Annotated in this window: 16 protein-coding genes; 7 read left to right on the plus strand and 9 right to left on the minus strand. The window is 65.1% G+C overall.

Translation table 11 applies throughout. The features are described from left to right. Window positions 1–141: 141 nt before the first annotated feature. Window positions 142–2,352: a KAP family P-loop NTPase fold protein gene (locus tag IE122_RS01460; RefSeq protein ID WP_189619307.1), complete on the plus strand. Its 2,211-nt coding sequence runs from the start codon at window positions 142–144 to the stop codon at window positions 2,350–2,352. Between the two features lie 78 nt (window positions 2,353–2,430). Here IE122_RS01460 and IE122_RS01465 read toward each other — a convergent pair whose 3' ends face one another. The 4 genes from IE122_RS01465 to IE122_RS01480 all read right to left on the minus strand — a co-directional run bounded on the left by IE122_RS01465 (window position 2,431) and on the right by IE122_RS01480 (window position 6,428). Continuing rightward, window positions 2,431–3,663, minus strand: coding sequence for a cytochrome P450 (locus tag IE122_RS01465; protein ID WP_189619308.1), 1,233 nt, complete (start codon window positions 3,661–3,663; stop codon window positions 2,431–2,433). Between the two features lie 347 nt (window positions 3,664–4,010). Then, complete coding sequence (locus IE122_RS01470; protein ID WP_189619309.1) at window positions 4,011–5,117, minus strand: NAD(P)-dependent alcohol dehydrogenase; 1,107 nt, start codon at window positions 5,115–5,117, stop codon at window positions 4,011–4,013. 13 nt (window positions 5,118–5,130) lie between these two features. Further along, window positions 5,131–5,550, minus strand: a complete 420-nt coding sequence (locus tag IE122_RS01475; protein ID WP_189619310.1) for a GFA family protein — start codon at window positions 5,548–5,550, stop codon at window positions 5,131–5,133. Beyond that, complete coding sequence (locus tag IE122_RS01480) at window positions 5,547–6,428, minus strand: helix-turn-helix domain-containing protein (protein ID WP_189619311.1); 882 nt, start codon at window positions 6,426–6,428, stop codon at window positions 5,547–5,549. The genes IE122_RS01475 and IE122_RS01480 overlap by 4 nt, the downstream gene beginning before the upstream one ends. A 228-nt stretch (window positions 6,429–6,656) precedes the next feature. On the opposite strand from IE122_RS01480, the gene IE122_RS01485 reads away from it, so the two are divergent. The 4 genes from IE122_RS01485 (at window position 6,657) to IE122_RS01500 (ending at window position 9,593) form a co-directional block, all read left to right on the plus strand. Further along, the gene (locus IE122_RS01485) at window positions 6,657–6,836 is read left to right on the plus strand and encodes a hypothetical protein (protein WP_189619312.1); all 180 of its coding nucleotides are present in this window, start codon (window positions 6,657–6,659) and stop codon (window positions 6,834–6,836) included. 73 nt (window positions 6,837–6,909) lie between these two features. Next, complete coding sequence (locus IE122_RS01490) at window positions 6,910–8,097, plus strand: phosphotransferase family protein (RefSeq protein ID WP_229813703.1); 1,188 nt, start codon at window positions 6,910–6,912, stop codon at window positions 8,095–8,097. After that, the gene (locus IE122_RS01495; RefSeq protein WP_189619314.1) at window positions 8,094–8,621 is read left to right on the plus strand and encodes a hypothetical protein; all 528 of its coding nucleotides are present in this window, start codon (window positions 8,094–8,096) and stop codon (window positions 8,619–8,621) included. The genes IE122_RS01490 and IE122_RS01495 overlap by 4 nt, the downstream gene beginning before the upstream one ends. 12 nt (window positions 8,622–8,633) lie before the next feature. Continuing rightward, the gene (locus IE122_RS01500; RefSeq protein WP_189619315.1) at window positions 8,634–9,593 is read left to right on the plus strand and encodes a DUF7064 domain-containing protein; all 960 of its coding nucleotides are present in this window, start codon (window positions 8,634–8,636) and stop codon (window positions 9,591–9,593) included. A 276-nt stretch (window positions 9,594–9,869) separates the two neighbouring features. Here the strand turns inward: IE122_RS01500 and surE are convergent, their stop codons facing one another. From surE to phhA, 5 genes are all read right to left on the minus strand, one after another. Then, window positions 9,870–10,652, minus strand: coding sequence for a 5'/3'-nucleotidase SurE (surE, locus tag IE122_RS01505; RefSeq protein WP_229813624.1), 783 nt, complete (start codon window positions 10,650–10,652; stop codon window positions 9,870–9,872). An 89-nt stretch (window positions 10,653–10,741) separates the two neighbouring features. After that, complete coding sequence (locus tag IE122_RS01510) at window positions 10,742–11,746, minus strand: fumarylacetoacetate hydrolase family protein (RefSeq protein WP_189619316.1); 1,005 nt, start codon at window positions 11,744–11,746, stop codon at window positions 10,742–10,744. After that, window positions 11,743–12,303, minus strand: a complete 561-nt coding sequence (locus tag IE122_RS01515) for a VOC family protein (protein ID WP_189619317.1) — start codon at window positions 12,301–12,303, stop codon at window positions 11,743–11,745. Before IE122_RS01515 ends, IE122_RS01510 begins: the two co-directional genes overlap by 4 nt. Further along, window positions 12,300–13,421: a 4-hydroxyphenylpyruvate dioxygenase gene (gene hppD, locus IE122_RS01520; RefSeq protein ID WP_189619318.1), complete on the minus strand. Its 1,122-nt coding sequence runs from the start codon at window positions 13,419–13,421 to the stop codon at window positions 12,300–12,302. The genes IE122_RS01515 and hppD overlap by 4 nt, the downstream gene beginning before the upstream one ends. Beyond that, window positions 13,418–14,305, minus strand: coding sequence for a phenylalanine 4-monooxygenase (gene phhA, locus IE122_RS01525; RefSeq protein WP_189619319.1), 888 nt, complete (start codon window positions 14,303–14,305; stop codon window positions 13,418–13,420). Before phhA ends, hppD begins: the two co-directional genes overlap by 4 nt. 136 nt (window positions 14,306–14,441) lie before the next feature. Here phhA and maiA point away from each other — a divergent pair, with 136 nt between their 5' ends. Both maiA and IE122_RS01535 read left to right on the plus strand, forming a co-directional pair. Next, window positions 14,442–15,092 (plus strand): maleylacetoacetate isomerase, encoded by a 651-nt coding sequence (gene maiA / locus IE122_RS01530; RefSeq protein WP_189619320.1) that lies wholly within the window; start codon window positions 14,442–14,444, stop codon window positions 15,090–15,092. Continuing rightward, entirely contained in the window at window positions 15,089–15,559 is a 471-nt protein-coding gene (locus tag IE122_RS01535; RefSeq protein ID WP_189619321.1) for an Lrp/AsnC family transcriptional regulator, read from the plus strand. The genes maiA and IE122_RS01535 overlap by 4 nt, the downstream gene beginning before the upstream one ends. Window positions 15,560–15,607: the final 48 nt, after the last annotated feature.

Here is a 15,607-nt window from a genome sequence, read left to right on the forward strand (position 1 = left end):
TAAAAGGCTTGGAACTTGCCGTTCGTTCAGTCAAATCCCCTCGATCGCTTTTGCTCCACTTGCGCACCAGCATCGTCGATGGATATGCGCAAACTCGTACAATGATGCTGACTAGATGCAAACGCGCTGGTATCTGAAATCATGGTATCAACCAAACATAGCGGTGTGGCGGGGGACCGGCCGCTGGGGACAGGTGGCGAGGATGAGCTTGGCTTTCGTGATGTAGCGCGTCGGATAGCCCAATCGCTTGTAGATCATGCCTCCGACAAGGGATTGGTGATTGGGATTGAAGGGGCATGGGGCTCCGGAAAATCAAGCCTGCTCTTCCTGATCGAAGACGAATTGGCCAAACTGCCGCAAGCGCAACGTCCGTCAGTTATCAATTTCCGTCCCTGGCTTGTTGGCAATCGCGATGCGTTGCTGGCCAATATTTTTGCATCCCTGTCCAAAGAGATAAACCTTGTCGCACTCCGGGCGGGTGATGCCAGCGGCATATCCAAAGAAAAGGCGAAAGCGGCAGGTGAAGCGCTGCGAAAGTTCGTGTCGGGCCTTGGCAATGCAGGGTCGGCTGTTGAATTAGCCGGAGACGCAATAGCGTTCGCGCCACTGAAATGGATCGGACAAGGTCTGCGTGTGGCCGGTAGCTGGGCGAAAGGTAAATCAGCCGATCCGTCTCTGGACGTTCTCAAGGACCGGTTGGTCCAATCGCTCCGAGACCTGGGGCATCGGTTCATCATCACCATCGATGACGTCGATCGGCTCGAACCGGCTGAAGTTATCGAAGTTCTGCGGCTGGCCCGCTCCGTCGCTGACCTCCCCAATGTCATCTATCTACTTTGCTACGACTGTGACATCCTCGCACACAGCGTCGAACAGGCTTCGCGCGTGCAAGATGGGCGGGCGTACCTTGAAAAGATCGTCCAGCTTACCGTGATGGTGCCCCAGCCGGAGCCGTTTCGCCTCAGACAATGGTTTGGCGACGAATTGCGCCAGTTTTCATCCACGCGATCCGAAGACGAGTTGTCACGGCTGCGTTCCGTCGTGGATGTCGAGGGTGGGCGCCAGCTCAGAACGCCTCGGTCGGTTGTTCGGGCGCTCGATTCGCTGCGCTTCTTCTGGCCGCCGATCCGTGACGCCGGGGGCGATCTCGCAGATCTAGTTTGGGTTCAATTAATTAAAGACAGCAACCCAGCACTCTATCGGTGGATAGAGGATTATTGCGCTACCGCCGCCGTGTTAACCCTCGGAACGGTGCGCGTTGATGACGCTGAGCGTGCGCAGCAGCTTAAAGCCTTGCATGCAGCCGTCGCGCCAGAGCATTTCGCCGACCATAATTACCGCTATTATTTTGCTGATCCTCTCCCCGCCGCCAGTGTGGATTTTGCCCAGGACGGCAATGGTTTCACGCTCTTCCAACGCGTGAGCGATGTGGAACGAGATGCTGCCATCACCGCTGGGCGCTTAGCGAGCCCCGATCACTACCGCCTATATTTTGCACTGTCGGGGCCGTCACATGCGCTGACCCATTGCGATTATGACGCATTTTGGGCCGCAGCCGATAAGTCGCCCGACCGTGTCGCTGCAGTCCTGTTGCAGTTGTACGCCATCGAACTTACCGGCTCGCTCAGCAAGGCCGACTTGCTTTTGGAGCGACTGGGGGGCGTGGGTGACGAAATGCTGACGCCAAACCGATGTTGGAATATCCTAGCTGGTTTCGCTGACGTAATGGACGATGCCTATCGCGCGCGGCCATTTGATCAGGGGTGGATCGTTTCGTTGTGGAGTCGCGCAACGGCCTTGATCGCCCGGATGGTTGCCCGATTGGAACCCGATCCGCGGGCAGTGCTGATCCGGCATATCTTCGGCGAAGGGCGGGCACTGGGCTGGTTGACCACGCTCATGCGCAAAGAGACTTTTGCGCATGGTCGATACGGGAATCGAGCGAAGCCCGATTCCGAGTGGCTCTTTACGAATGAGGAGCTGGACGAAATTTTCGAGCTCATGTTGGAAAGGATTCGGCGACTGACCATCGACGAACTGCTTACAACGGTACGCCCGCTAGACATCCTGTTCGCATGGAAGCAGGCTGGCGATGAGGATGGTCCACGGGAAATGTTGAGAAGGGGCATCGAGACTGACGCAGGCCTCATCGGCGTTTTGGAGAAAATGACAACCATTCACACCAGCAGTGATCGCGGCTCCTATTCTGTCCTCAGCAGAGGCAACCTCGATGCGTTCCTGGATTTCGACGATGCCCGTCAGCGGATTGAAGCTTTGCGCATTGGGAATAATGCGCTGGAGGTTCGCGCTAAGGCATTGGCGCGCGCATTTAGAGATGACGACGGCTTTTAAAGCGTTCCCATTCCCACGCTGAACCGCAGAAATGTCCCAACCTTTTACATCCCCCAACCATCCCCTCGCCCCCACCCCCTAACCCGCCGTCAGCCGCATATCGAGGTTCTTCAGCCCGTTGATAAAGTTCGACCGGAAGCGGCGCGGGGGGGCGAGGAGGGTGAATTGGCTCACACGCTCCGCGAGGATGCCGAAGGCCACCCGCAACTGCATTTCCGCCAGCCGCGAGCCGACGCAGACGTGCTGGCCGGTGCCGAAGCCCAGGTGCTGGATATTGCCGCGCCGGATATCGAAGCGGTGCGGATCGGGGAACACGCTCTCGTCGCGGTTGGCGGCGATGTACCACATCACCACCTTGTCGCCCTTTCGGATCGGCCGGCCGCCCACCACGGTATCGGCCATCGCGGTGCGCCGCATGTGCATCACCGGGCTGGCATGGCGCACCATCTCGCGCACGCCGTTGCGCAGCAGTTCCGGCTCGGCCCGCACCGCGTCCCACTGCTCGGGATGCGCGGCGAACGCGGTCATGGTGTGGCTGAGCGAATTGCGCGTGGTCTCGTTGGCCCCCACCAGCGCGAGGATCATGTTGCCGAGGAACTCGCGGAACGCCACCGGCTCGCCGTTCACTTCCATCGTCGCGAGCAGGGTGGCGAGATCCTCGCCGGGGTTGGCGCGGCGGGTGTCGAACAGCTCGCGCGCGAAGGTCATGAACTCGCCCAGGGTCGCCATCATCGCTTCGGGGGACTGGCGGAAATCGGGGTCGTCCTCGCCCACGAAGGCGTTGGTCCAGTGGTAGAGGTCGGTCCACATGGCGGTCGGCAGGTCGAACAGTTCGCACAGCGTCAGCAGCGGCAGCGGCGCGGACAGCAGCGGCACCATGTCCACCGCCTCGCCCAGCGGGATCTTGTCGATCAGCGCCAGGCAGCGCTCGCGGATGCGGCCTTCGATCCCGGCCAGCCGCCCCGGCGAGACCGCCGGCATGATGAACTTGCGATACTGGGTATGGACCGGCGGATCGACCGAGATGAACGGAATGCCGATCGCCGCCTCGCCCGCCCCGGTCAGGCCCACCTCGTTCTCGTTGAAGATGCGGTGACCGCCGTTTTCATAGGCCGAGGAGAACAGCGCCGGGTTGCGCGAAACCTCGACGATGTCCTCGTAGCGGGTGAGCGCCCAGAAGCCGGGACCGTCGCTTTCCGGGTTCCAGTGCACCGGATCGTCGCGGCGCAACTGGTCGAACACCGCATGCGGCACCGCGTCGACGTAGAGGTCCGGGTTCTTGAGATCGATGGAAAGGGTGTTCGTGGTCATGGGCGCACCTTGTTGGGCGAGTTAGAGCATCGTGCGTTTATACCAAGTCTCAATGCTTTGACTCATGTTGCTCTCTCCCCTTCAGGGGAGAGATACGCAGGCTTGGCGGCTTGTCCGCCTAGCCGGAGTAGAGAGGGGGCGCAGCGGCACTACCCCCCTCTCCCAACCCTCTCCCCTGAAGGGGAGAGGGCTATGAGTTCGGATCAACGAGCCTTGGTATTAGTCGGCACTACAAGTTCCGTTCGTGTCGAGCGAAGTCGAGACATGCTTGGCGCTGCACTACCCGTATCTCGACTTCGCTCGATACGAACGGATAATCATATATATTTCAATAATTTGTTTGTAGGTCAGGGGATCAGCACCGCCTTCACGCAATCGCCGCGCGCCTGCGCCGCGATCGCCTCGTTGATCCGGTCCAGCGGATAGCGGGTGATCAGCCGGTCGAACGGGAACCGTCCGGCGCGGTAGAGGTCGATCAGTTCGGGGATGAAGGTATCGAGGTCGCTGTCGCCCTCGATGATGCCGTGGATGCGGTGGCCATAGGTAATCAGCGCGGCGATGTTGACCGACAGGGCGCTGTCGGGCCGGGGCGGCACGCCGACAAGGCCGAGCAGGCCGTGGCTGGTCAGGCTGGCCAGCGCGGTCTCGATCACCGTCTCGCGGCCGCTGCTCTCCAGCGCGAATTCCACGCCCTGGGGCAGGATCGCCCGGATCTGCGCGGCCAGGTCTCCGGCCGCGGGGTCGATCGCATGCGTCGCGCCAAGGTCCAGCGCCAGGGCGCGGCGGGCGGCGATCGGTTCGACCAGGATGATCGTGGCGCACTGGCGGATCGCCGCGGCCATGATCGCCGCCAGCCCCACCGGCCCGCCGCCGAACACCGCGATCGTCGATCCGGGCGGGCAGTCGAGCGAGCGCAGCACGCTGCCCGCGCCGGTCTGGAAGCCGCAGCCCAGCGGGCCGAGGATATCCAGCGGCACGTCTTCGTGCGTCACCCTGACGAGATTGCGCTCGCTCACCAGCGCCAGCCCGGCGAACGAGGACTGGCCGAAGAAATGGCCCGAAACCCGCTCTCCGGCCGCGTCCAGCCCGGAACTGCCGTCGACGCGGCAGCCGGCGTAGTTGAGCGCCGGGAACGACTGGCAATAGGACGGCAGGTCCTCGGCACAGCGCGGGCAACTGCCGCAGCTTGAAAAGCCGATCACCACCCGGTCACCCGGGGCGACCTTGCCGACGCCGTCGCCGACCGCCTCGACAATGCCGGCCCCTTCATGGCCCAGCACCGCCGGCAGCGGGATCGGGATGAACTGGTCGCGCGCGATCAGGTCGGTGTGGCACAGGCCGACGCCGGCGATCCGCACCAGCACCTCGCCGGTGCGCGGTGCCTCGATGGACACGGGCTCGATGCTGAACGGGGCGTGCGCAGCACGGGCAACGGCGGCGGTTGTGGTGGTCATAGCCGGCGCTCCGTCAGGCTTCGATATTGGAACGGGGGAAGCGCTGCTGCGCCAGCGCGGGCATCCACTGCGCGGCACTGTCGCAATAGGCTTCGAGCACCGGCGGCCATTGGTCGGGCCGATCCAGCGTTCCCATCTTGACGATCGTCAGCCCCGGCAGCGCCGCCGCCATCGACCGGATCGGCGAGCCGCACTGCGGGCAGAAATGACGATCCACCGCCGCGCCGCTTTCGCCATGATCGACGAACACGCGGGTTTCGCCGCTCTCGGCGTAATCGGCATCGGCCACCGCGCCCACCAGCGAGAACGGCGCGCCGGACTGTTTCTGGCAGTTGCGGCAGTGGCACACCGCCACCAGCAGCGGATCGCCGGCGAAGCTGTAGCGCACTTGCCCGCACAGGCAGCCGCCTTCATGGATCGGCCTGGTACTCATTGGACGGTCTCCTGACGGCGCTTGCGGAAATCGCTGGGGGTTTCGCCGGCGAACTGGCGGAAGGCGCGGGTGAAGTGGCTCTGGCTGGTGAACCCCAGCGCATCGGCGATCCGCGCCATCGGCGTATCGGATTGTTCCAGCATGAGCCGGGCCCGGTCGAGCCTGGCGCGCATCACGTATTGGTGGGGCGAGACGCCGGTCGCCCGCTTGAACACGCGGCAGAAATGGGTGGGCGTCAGCCCCGCCCGCTCGGCCAGCGCCTCCAGGTTGTGGCTGTCTTCGGGGCGGTCGAGAATGGCGTTCATGATCGTGTGGATGCGGTGCGAGGAGAACGCGGCGGTCGGAATGTCGGCGGCGGTGGCGCTGGCCGGCCCGCGCAGCATATGCGCCTTGAGCGCATCGACCAGCGCGCCGACATAGACGTCGCGCGCCGGGGTCTGCGGGGTGTAGAGTTCGCCCAGCACTTGCCGCGTCAGGGCCACGCCGAGCGGATCGGAAAAAGCGAAGCGCATCCGCTTGAACTGATCGTGGATCGGCGCGCGCTGCAGTTCCTCGGACGCGACGCTCAGCGTCACGACGTCCAGTTCGCCATCGACCAGCCACCCGGTCGGCTGGCCCGCCGGCACGATCGTCGCGCAGCCCGGCAGCGATGCGGTCTCGCTCCACCCGTCGCGCATCCAGGTGCGCACGTTCGGCTTGCCGGCGATGTGGACCACGAACATCGGATCGGGCAGGGCCGGCAAGGTATAACTGCCTACGAACTGACGCCACCGGCACAGCCGCCAGCGACCATGCTCGGCCCCCATCTCGATATCGGGGGCGCGGCCGAGCGCATCGGAAATGATATCCTCGTCGTTCGGCGCGCGAACTCGTGCCATGCCTGCTCTCCCGTGGCGGCGCTGCCGCTCTTGACGGGGCAGACGGACGCCTGAACGCACGCCCTCCGTCTAGCGGCGATCGCGCACGAAAGCATTATACAGCGTTGCGCGCGAATTTGACATTTCTTGCGCGGAACGCGCACTGCGAGGACATCCTCTCGGCATAGACACTTACCGATCGGACGATTTGTTTCTTGCGAATTCCGGCCGAACTGCCAGAAAGTCCGCATGGCCCCAGTCGTATCGAAGAAGTTCCGGCCCAGCACCACGGACACCCGCGTCGCGATCATCGAGGCGATTTCGATGCGCACCCCCTCGGATGCGGCAGGCCAGTCGCTATTCGAAACCCTGCTGGAAATGGTCGCCGTGGCGATCCCCGTGCCGCCATGGGATTTTTCGAAGATTTAGAGGCGTTGCCAGGGGCAATAACAGACCGGCCCAGTGACCGCGTCAGCCTGAAGATTGGGAGAAAGTCTTGAACGTGCGAACTGACGATGCTCCGCTGGACCTGCAGCCCGCGACCGCTTTCCGGGCCGATAACCGCGATGATCTGGACCCTGCGGTCAGACAGACGCTGGAACGGCGCGCGGCGCGCAAGCGGTTGGGCGCTTACCAGCCGATCTCGGTCGAAGCGGTGGAACAACGCATCGTCGCGTTCCTTGAACGGGAATGTCCGGGCGCGAAGGTGATGAATGTCGGCCGGCTCGGTGGCGGCGCTTCCAAGGAACAGTTCGGGTTCGAGATCACCGCCGGCCATCCGATGGCAGGCCGCTATGTCCTGCGCATGGAACCGCGCCAGTCGATCTCGGAATCGAGCCGCCGGCTTGAATTCGAGGTCATCGCCGCGCTGCGTGCTGCGGTTCCGGCACCGGAGCCGGTCTGGCTTGATGAGGAGGGGGCCGGCTTCGGCCAGCCGGCGGCGATTTTCCGCTTCATCGGCGGGGTGACCAAGCCCAGCGGCAGCCAGGGCGGCGTCACCGGTCTGGGGACGGTGATCGGTGAGCGTCTGCGGCCGATCATCAAGCCGCAGTTCCTCGAACATCTGGCCGCGATCCATGGCTATGACTGGCGGGCGGGCCCTATCGCATCGCTCGATGCCCCCGATGCCGATCCTCGCCAGGCGGCGTTGCGGCAGGTCAACTGGTGGTCACGGGTCTGGCGCGAGGATTGCACGCAGTCGCTGCCGATCGTGGCTTTGGCCGAACGCTGGATGCGCGCGAACCTGCCCGCGGCCCGCGAAATCGTGCTGGTCCATGGCGATTATCGCACCGGAAACTATCTGTTCGATGATGAGACCGGGCGGATCACCGCCATCCTCGATTGGGAACTGGGCCATCTCGGCGATTATCACGAGGACCTTGCGTGGACGCTGCAGCGCCTGTTCGGCACCGTCGAGGACGGGCGGCAGCTTGCCGGCGGCCTGTTCGAGCGGGAAGAACTGATCGCCGATTATACCGCCCGGACCGGCCGGGTCGTGGACCGTGCCGCGCTGCATTTCTATGAGGTCTTTTCCGCCTACAAATGCATCGTCATCACGCTCGCCACCGGGATCAAGGCCGTGCGCGACCACCATAACCATCAGGAAGTGGTGCTGAGCTGGCTTGCCCCGATCGCCCATATCTTTGCCGCCGAACTCGGTGATCTGCTGTCGAGGAACCCCGCGCCATGATCCCATCGCTTGCCGACCGGATTTCGAGCATGCAGCGCGCGCTGCACAACGTGATCATCCCGGCGATCGCGCCGGACAACGGCCTGGCCATGGAGCAGGCGCACCTGATGCTGGCCCACCTTGGCCTGATCGCGGAACAGGCGGATTACACAGAGCTTTATGAAGCGGCCGAACTGGTCGCGCTGGAACGGCTGGCGACCGCGCTGGCGCAGGCGGCCGGGGGCGGCGCGCAGACGATCGCCGCGGCCGCAACGCTGCGGGCCGAACTGGAGAACCGCGGCACCGCCGATGCCGGGGCGCGGCGAACCCGCACGGTCGCGCTTTCTGGGCTGGTGGAACGTCTCGTCGATGCCAGCGGAACCGACGGCGATGCGGATTTTCTGGCCGTCTCGCATGACCTGATCATCGCCGACAACCGCCTCTCCTCCAAGCGCGATCGCGCCTGGTTCCGCAGCACCGGCTTCGAAACCGGCGATGTCGCGCTGCCGTCGCTCGCCACCATGTTCACGCCCGCACAGTTCTGAAAGGAGCCCCCAATGACCTCCGCCACCCTTGCCCCCGCCTTCGCCATGCGTTCGGACCTGCCGCCGGTGCCTGCGGCTGACGATAACCGCCACAAGCTGCGCGATGTCCCGCATTGCCGCGAGGCGAACGCCCTGATGTTCCAGTTGCCCGAACGCGGACTGGCCGGCTTCGTCTATTTCTGGGTCGACAAGGACGGCATGGCCGGCGCGGCGGCTTACGCCTTCGGCCCCGGCATCGCGGTGCCGGTGATCGAGCGGTACGATTCGGTCAAAGTCCCGGACGACATGGATTTCACCGACTGGGACGTGCAGGGGCTGACCGCGCGGCTAGGCGATGTGCACCAGGCCATGGACTTCACCTTCGCCGGTGATCGGGTCCAGATCGACGCCCGTTACGAAGCGTTCCATCCGCCCTACGCGTTCAGCTCGCACAAGGACGGCTGCCCGCCGTACTATGCCGACGATCGCACCGAGCAGCATGGCCGGGTTACCGGCACGATGGTGCTCGACGGAGAGGAGATCGCGCTGGATCACTTCATGCAGCGCGATCATAGCTGGGGCCCGCGCGTGTGGGGGCTCAACCAGCACTACAAGTGGTTCCATGCGACCACTGCCAATGCCTACGTCCACTTTTTCGAGATGCAGTCGTTCGGGCGGGCGCTCGTGCGCGGGTTCGTGGCCCGCGATGGCCTGATGTCAGAAATCCGGCGCATCGATTACGATTACGCCTTCGACGATACGATGCACCAGAAGCGCTTCGACGTGGTCGTTACCGACGCAGCGGGCCGGGAAACCCGGATCGAGACGAAGATCTATGCCACCACCGAGTTCCAGGCCGATCCGATGATCTACCTGAAGGAAGGCGCGGTGACCGTGGCGATGGTCGGCGAGGAAGGGACCGGCTGGTGCGAGTTCTGCTGGAACCGCAACTACTTCGACTTCGCGCAGCAGTACGTGGGCGAATACTTCTGAATTAGGGTTTGATTACCGCACCTTGCATCTCCCCTCCCCGGCGGGGAGGGGCTGGGGGAGGGGGAGCAAGCGGTGCAATCAAACGCCGTCACGCTCTATAGCAAGCGCGTGAAATCTGAATTATCTCCGTTCGTGTCGAGCGCAGTCGAGACACGCTGGCACTGTGCTTTCCGTGTCTCGACTGCGCTCGACACGAACGGAACTTGCGATGCTGATTAAAGGCTCGCTGCTCTAGCAAAGGCGGCAGAGCGCCCTGTTTGCGCGCCGCCGTCCGGTTCAGCCGATGGTGGCCGCGCCGGCCTGCAGGGCGGCCAGCACCTCGCGGTTGGTGCGTTCGAATTGCAGCGGCGTGACGCTGACCTTCCCGGCGCGGATCGCGGCGGTTTCCGATCCCGCTTCGGCATCGCGCGAACTGCGGCGCAGTTGCAGCCAGTGCGCCGAAATGTCGCGCGGATCCTGCATGGTGACGACCCCGACATCGTCGATCGATCCCGCCCCTTGCCGGGTCAGTTCCACGCCGACCGCCTGGTCCGCCGCGACATCAGGAAAGTTGATGTTGAGGCAGCATTCCCGCGCCCACCCGGTATCGACGAACCGGCGGATCACATCGGGGGCGAGGGTGGCGGCGGTATCCCACTTGATCGGGTTGCCCTTGGTGAACGCCTGGCTCAGCGCCATCGCCGGCATGCCCAGCAGCAGCGCCGTCATCGCCGCGCCGACGGTGCCGGAAAACACCGTCTCGCGGCCCAGGTTCGCGCCCCGGTTGACGCCCGACAGGACAAGATCGGGGCTGGCATCGCCCATCAGATGGCGCGCGCCCATCGCCACGCAATCGCCGGGCGTGCCCGATATGGCGAATATCCGCTCCGCGCGCTGGTGGACCCGCAGCGGGGCATGGAGCGATATCGCGTGCGACACCCCGCTCTGGTCCTGCGCCGGGGCTACCACCCACACCGTTTCGGCAACCTGCGCCGCCACTTCGGCCATGACCGCCAGCCCGGGGGCATCGATGCCGTCATCGTTGGTAACCAGAACGTGCCGGAACGGTTTGTGCGTCATCAGGTGCTCCTGGCCGGATCGGGAAAGATCGGGCGATGGAGCCGCTCGTACCAGAAACCGCCGGTGCCGAAACCGTTTTGGTCGATAATTTATGTGCCGACCACTTGCTCGATCGCGCCGAACAGCGATGCGCCGTCCGGTCCGTCCATGGTGATGCGCACCCGATCGCCGGGCTGCAGGAAGGGGGTGGACGGCGCGCCGTCGCGGATCGTCTCCACCATGCGCAGTTCGGCGATGCAGCTATAGCCGAGCCCGCCCTGCGCCACCGGGCGGCCCGGCCCGCCATCGGCATCGCGGTTGGAGACGGTGCCCGATCCGACGATCGTTCCCGCACCCAGCGAGCGGGTCTTGGCGAGATGGGCGATGAGGGTGCCGAAATCGAAGGTCATGTCGGTCCCGGCGTCGGCGCGGCCGAAGGGCCGGCCGTTGAGGTCCACCGCCAGCGTGCCGTGCAGCTTGCCGTCGCGCCACCGTTCGCCCAGCGCGTCGGGCGTCACCAGCAAGGGTGACAGCGCGCTGGCCGGCTTGGACTGGTAGAAGCCGAAGCCCTTGGCCAGTTCCGCCGGGATCAGGTTGCGCAACGATACGTCGTTGACGAGGCCGACCAGCCGGATGCTTGCCAGCGCCTCGGCGCGGGTGGCCCCCTGCGGCACGTCGCCGGTCACCACCACCACTTCGGCCTCCATGTCGCAGCCCCATGCCGGATCGGCCAGCGGGATCGGATCGCGCGGGGCCAGGAAGCGGTCGGACCCGCCCTGATAGACCAGCGGATCGTGCCAGAAACTGTCCGGCAGCTCGGCCCCGCGCGCGCGGCGCACCAGTTCGACGTGGTTCACATAGGCCGATCCGTCCGCCCACTGATAGGCGCGGGGAAGCGGCGCGGCGAGCGCGGCGTGGTCCAGCGGTCGGGCGGCGATCATGCCGCTATCCAGATCAGCCGCCAGCGCTTCCAGGCGGGGCGCGGCCTCGTCCCACTCGTCGAGCGCGGCCTGCATCGTCGGGGCGACGGCACTGGCGGGCGCATAGCGGGAGAGATCGTCGGAGACGATCACCAGCCGCCCGTCGCGGCCGTGGCGAAGGCTGGCAAGCTTCATGCGTCCGGGTCCCGGTGCAGCCATTCGGCATGGCGTGGAGCCCGCTTGGTCCGGCTCCATTCGTCCAGCATCAGCGGCGCGACCCGGCGCAGTTCGGCGTACTGATCGTCGGTGCCGATGTTGCAGGCCAGTTCGATGCGGTGGCCGTTGGGATCGAAGAAGTAGATGGACCGGAACACGCCGTGGAACGTCGGCCCCAGCACATCGATACCCTGCGTCTCGATATGTGCTTTCGCTGCCAGCAACGCCGCTTCGTCGGGAACTTCGAAGGCCAGGTGCTGGACCCAGGCCGGGGTGTTGGGATCACGGCCCATCGGCGGCTGGCCGGGCAGTTCGAAGAACGCCAGCACATTGCCGCCGCCGCAATCGAGGAACACGTGCATGTAGGGATCGTCCTCCCCGGTGGAGGGGACGGTGTCCTCGGCAAAGGCGGTGGTGAAGGTCATGCCCAGCACGCGGGCGTACCATTCGACCGTTTCCGCCGCATCGTTGCAGCGATAGGCGACGTGGTGGATGCGCGTGAGCGACGGAGCGCTGGTGGCGGCCGCGGCGGTCATGCCGGCTCCCCCGCCTTCAGCGCGCCGCGCCGCATCTGATCGCGCTCGATGCTTTCGAACAGGGCGGTGAAGTTGCCTTCGCCGAAGCCTTCGTCGCGCTTGCGCTGGATGAACTCGAAGAACACCGGGCCCACCATCGTCTCGGAGAAGATCTGCAGCAGCAGGCGCGGATCGCCGCCCTTCGTCGATCCGTCGAGCAGGATGCCGCGCTTTTGCAGCTCCGCCGTCGGCTCGCCGTGCCCGGGCAGCCGCTCGTCCAGGATTTCGTAATAGGTGGCGGGCGGGGCGGTCATGAACGGGGTGCCCATGGCCTTGAGCCGGTCCCATGCCGCGACAAGATCGTCGCAGATGAAGGCGATATGCTGGATGCCCTCGCCGTTGTAGGCGCGCAGGTACTCCTCGATCTGGCCGCCGCCGGCCTTTCCTTCCTCGTTCAGCGGGATGCGGATCTTGCCGTCCGGCGCGGTCATCGCCTTGCTGGTCAGGCCGGTATATTCGCCCTTGATGTCGAAATAGTGGATTTCGCGAAAGCCCGCGATCCGTTCGTAGAAGGCCGCCCAGTGCGCCATGCGTCCGCCATAGACGTTGTGGGTCAGGTGATCGATCGTCTGGAACCCGGCTCCCGCCGGGTGGCGATCAACGCCGGGCCGGTAGACGAAATCGATGTCGTAGATCGTCAGATCGCCGGGTGTGCGCTCGTAGCGGTCGATGAGGTAGATGATCGAACCGCCGATGCCCCGGATCGCCGGCAGGCGCAGTTCCATCGGCCCGGTGCGCACTTCCACCGGCTCGGCCCCGCGTTCGATCGCCATGGCATAGGCGCGGGCGGCATCCTGGACCCGCCACGCCATGCCGCAGGCCGAAGCACCGTGTTCGGCGGCGAAGTAGGCGGCCGGACTGCGCGGTTCGTAATTGGCGATGAGGTTGATCCCGCCCTGCCGCCACAGCGTCACGTCCTTCGACCGGTGGCGGGCGATGCGGGTGAACCCCATGGCCGTGAAAGCCGCTTCCAGCACGCCCTTTTCCGGCGCGCAGAATTCCACGAACTCGAACCCGTCAAGACCCAGCGGGTTGTCGAACGGCGGCGGCGTGGCGGGCTGGGTCGTGGTACTGGTCATGGGCATCTCTCCGGCAAAGGGGGCTGGCCGGCCGCTCTGAAGCGGGCATAGGCCTGGGTGCCGCGATGGATCACGCGGTCGGTCGGGATCAGTTCGCCCACCGCGATCGGCGGGCAATCGCGCAACTGTTCGTAAAGCGGCGCGAAATCGACATCGCGGGTCTGGCGCAGCAGGTCCTCGAAACTGTCGATGACGAAATAGCTCTGCTGGTAATCGTCGATGCGATAGCGGCTGCGCATCACCCGCTTGAGGTCGAAGGCGATCCGGTGGGGTGAAGGGTCGTCGAGCGCAAACAGGCTTTCGCCGCGGGACGAGACGATCCCCGCGCCATAGAGCTTCAGGGCGTCGCCATCGCGGACCAGCCCGAATTCCACCGTATACCAGTAGAGCCGCGCCAGCGCCTCGATCATCCCGAGCTTCGCCGCCCGCAGCCCGCCCTCGCCGTAGGCCTGCATGTAATCCGCAAAGGCCGGATGGGCGAGCAGCGGGACATGGCCGAAGACGTCGTGGAACACGTCGGGCTCTTCCAGATATTCGCTCTGGTCGGCCCGGCGGATGAAGCGCCCGGCAACGAACCGGCGCCGGGCAAGGTGGGAAAAGAACACCTCGTCCGGCACCAGTCCGGGCACTGCCACCACCTGCCAGCCGGTCGCCTTCATCAGCCGAGGGTTCAACTCGTCGAAATCGGGGATACCGGGGCGGGTCATGCGCAGTATGTCGAGCCCGTCGATGAACGCCGGAATGACCCGCGCCGGCAGCATGCGCGTCTGCCGGGCGAACAGCCGGTCCCACACCGCATGCTCGGCCGCGGTATAGGACCGCCAGTCCTGCGGGATCGTCCAGTCCGGCGCGGCCTCGGGCGGCGGGGCGTGATGAATGGCCATGATGCAGGATAACGCACCGGTGCGAAATTCCGTTTCACATATACCGATGCTGCGCAGCATTATGATGGAATCATTTCACATCGGTGCGGAAATTCGTTAAACTGTATCATTTCTTGTCGGGAAAGGATCGCTGCCGATGTCTCTTGTCCTTCATGGCTACTGGCGCTCGTCCGCTGCCTATCGCGTGCGCATCGCTCTCGCTCTCAAGGGGCTGGAATATCAGCCGGTCAGCCACGATCTGCGCGGCGGCGCGCAGCACGCGCCCGCTTATCGCGCGCTGGCCCCGCAGGCGCTGGTGCCGGCGCTGGAAGCCGATGGGCAGGTGTTGACGCAAAGCCTCGCCATCCTCGAATGGCTGGAGGAAACGCATCCCGCTCCCGCCCTGCTCCCGGCCGGGGCGGGGGAGCGGGCAATCGTGCGGGCGATGGCGCTGTGCGTCGCCTGCGATATCCATCCGCTTAACAACTTGCGCGTGCTGCAGGTGCTCAAGCACGATCTGGGGCTGGATGAAGCGGCGCGTGACCGCTGGGTGGCGCGCTGGATCGGCGAAGGGTTCGCGGCGCTGGAAACCATGGTGGCGCGCCATGGCGGGCAGTATTGCTTCGGCGATGAACCCGGGCTCGCCGATTGCTGCCTGGTCCCGCAGATCTACAACGCCCGCCGCTTCGGGGTTGATCTCGAACCCTATCCGCGCCTCGTCGCTATCGATGGCGCCTGCCAGGCGCTCGCGGCGTTTGCCGCCGCCGCGCCGGAAAACCAGCCCGATGCGCCGGGACCGGACGCTTGACGCAGGGACGCACCCTCGATGCGATCGATCGCCGCCTGCTCCACGAACTCCAGCGCGACGCTTCGCTGAGCCACGCCGAACTGGCCGAACGGGTCGGCGCGTCCAGCGCCTCGTGCTGGCGGCGTATCCGCGCGCTGGAGGCGGACGGCGTGCTGGGGCCGCCGGTGCGGCTGGTCGATGCGCGGCGCGTCGGGCGGGGGGTGAACGTGCTGTGCCACATCAAGATCCGCAACCACTCCGCCGAGACGACCGAGGCGTTCGAGAACTTTGTCGCCGCGCGGGACGAGATCATCGAGTGCTATTCGATGTCAGGTGACTGGGACTATCTGCTGCGCGTGCTGGTCGCCGATGTGGAGGACTACAACCGCTTCCTGATGCGCACCGTGCTGCGCCATCCTTCGGTTGCCACCGGATCTACGCATTTCGCGCTGTCTCAGGTGAAATACACGACCGCCGTGCCGGTGTAAGCTTGCGTCCGGAGCCGGGCAACGCCACGACAGGGCGGTGCTTAAGGG

Source organism: Novosphingobium colocasiae (assembly GCF_014652555.1).
GTDB lineage: Bacteria > Pseudomonadota > Alphaproteobacteria > Sphingomonadales > Sphingomonadaceae > Novosphingobium > Novosphingobium colocasiae.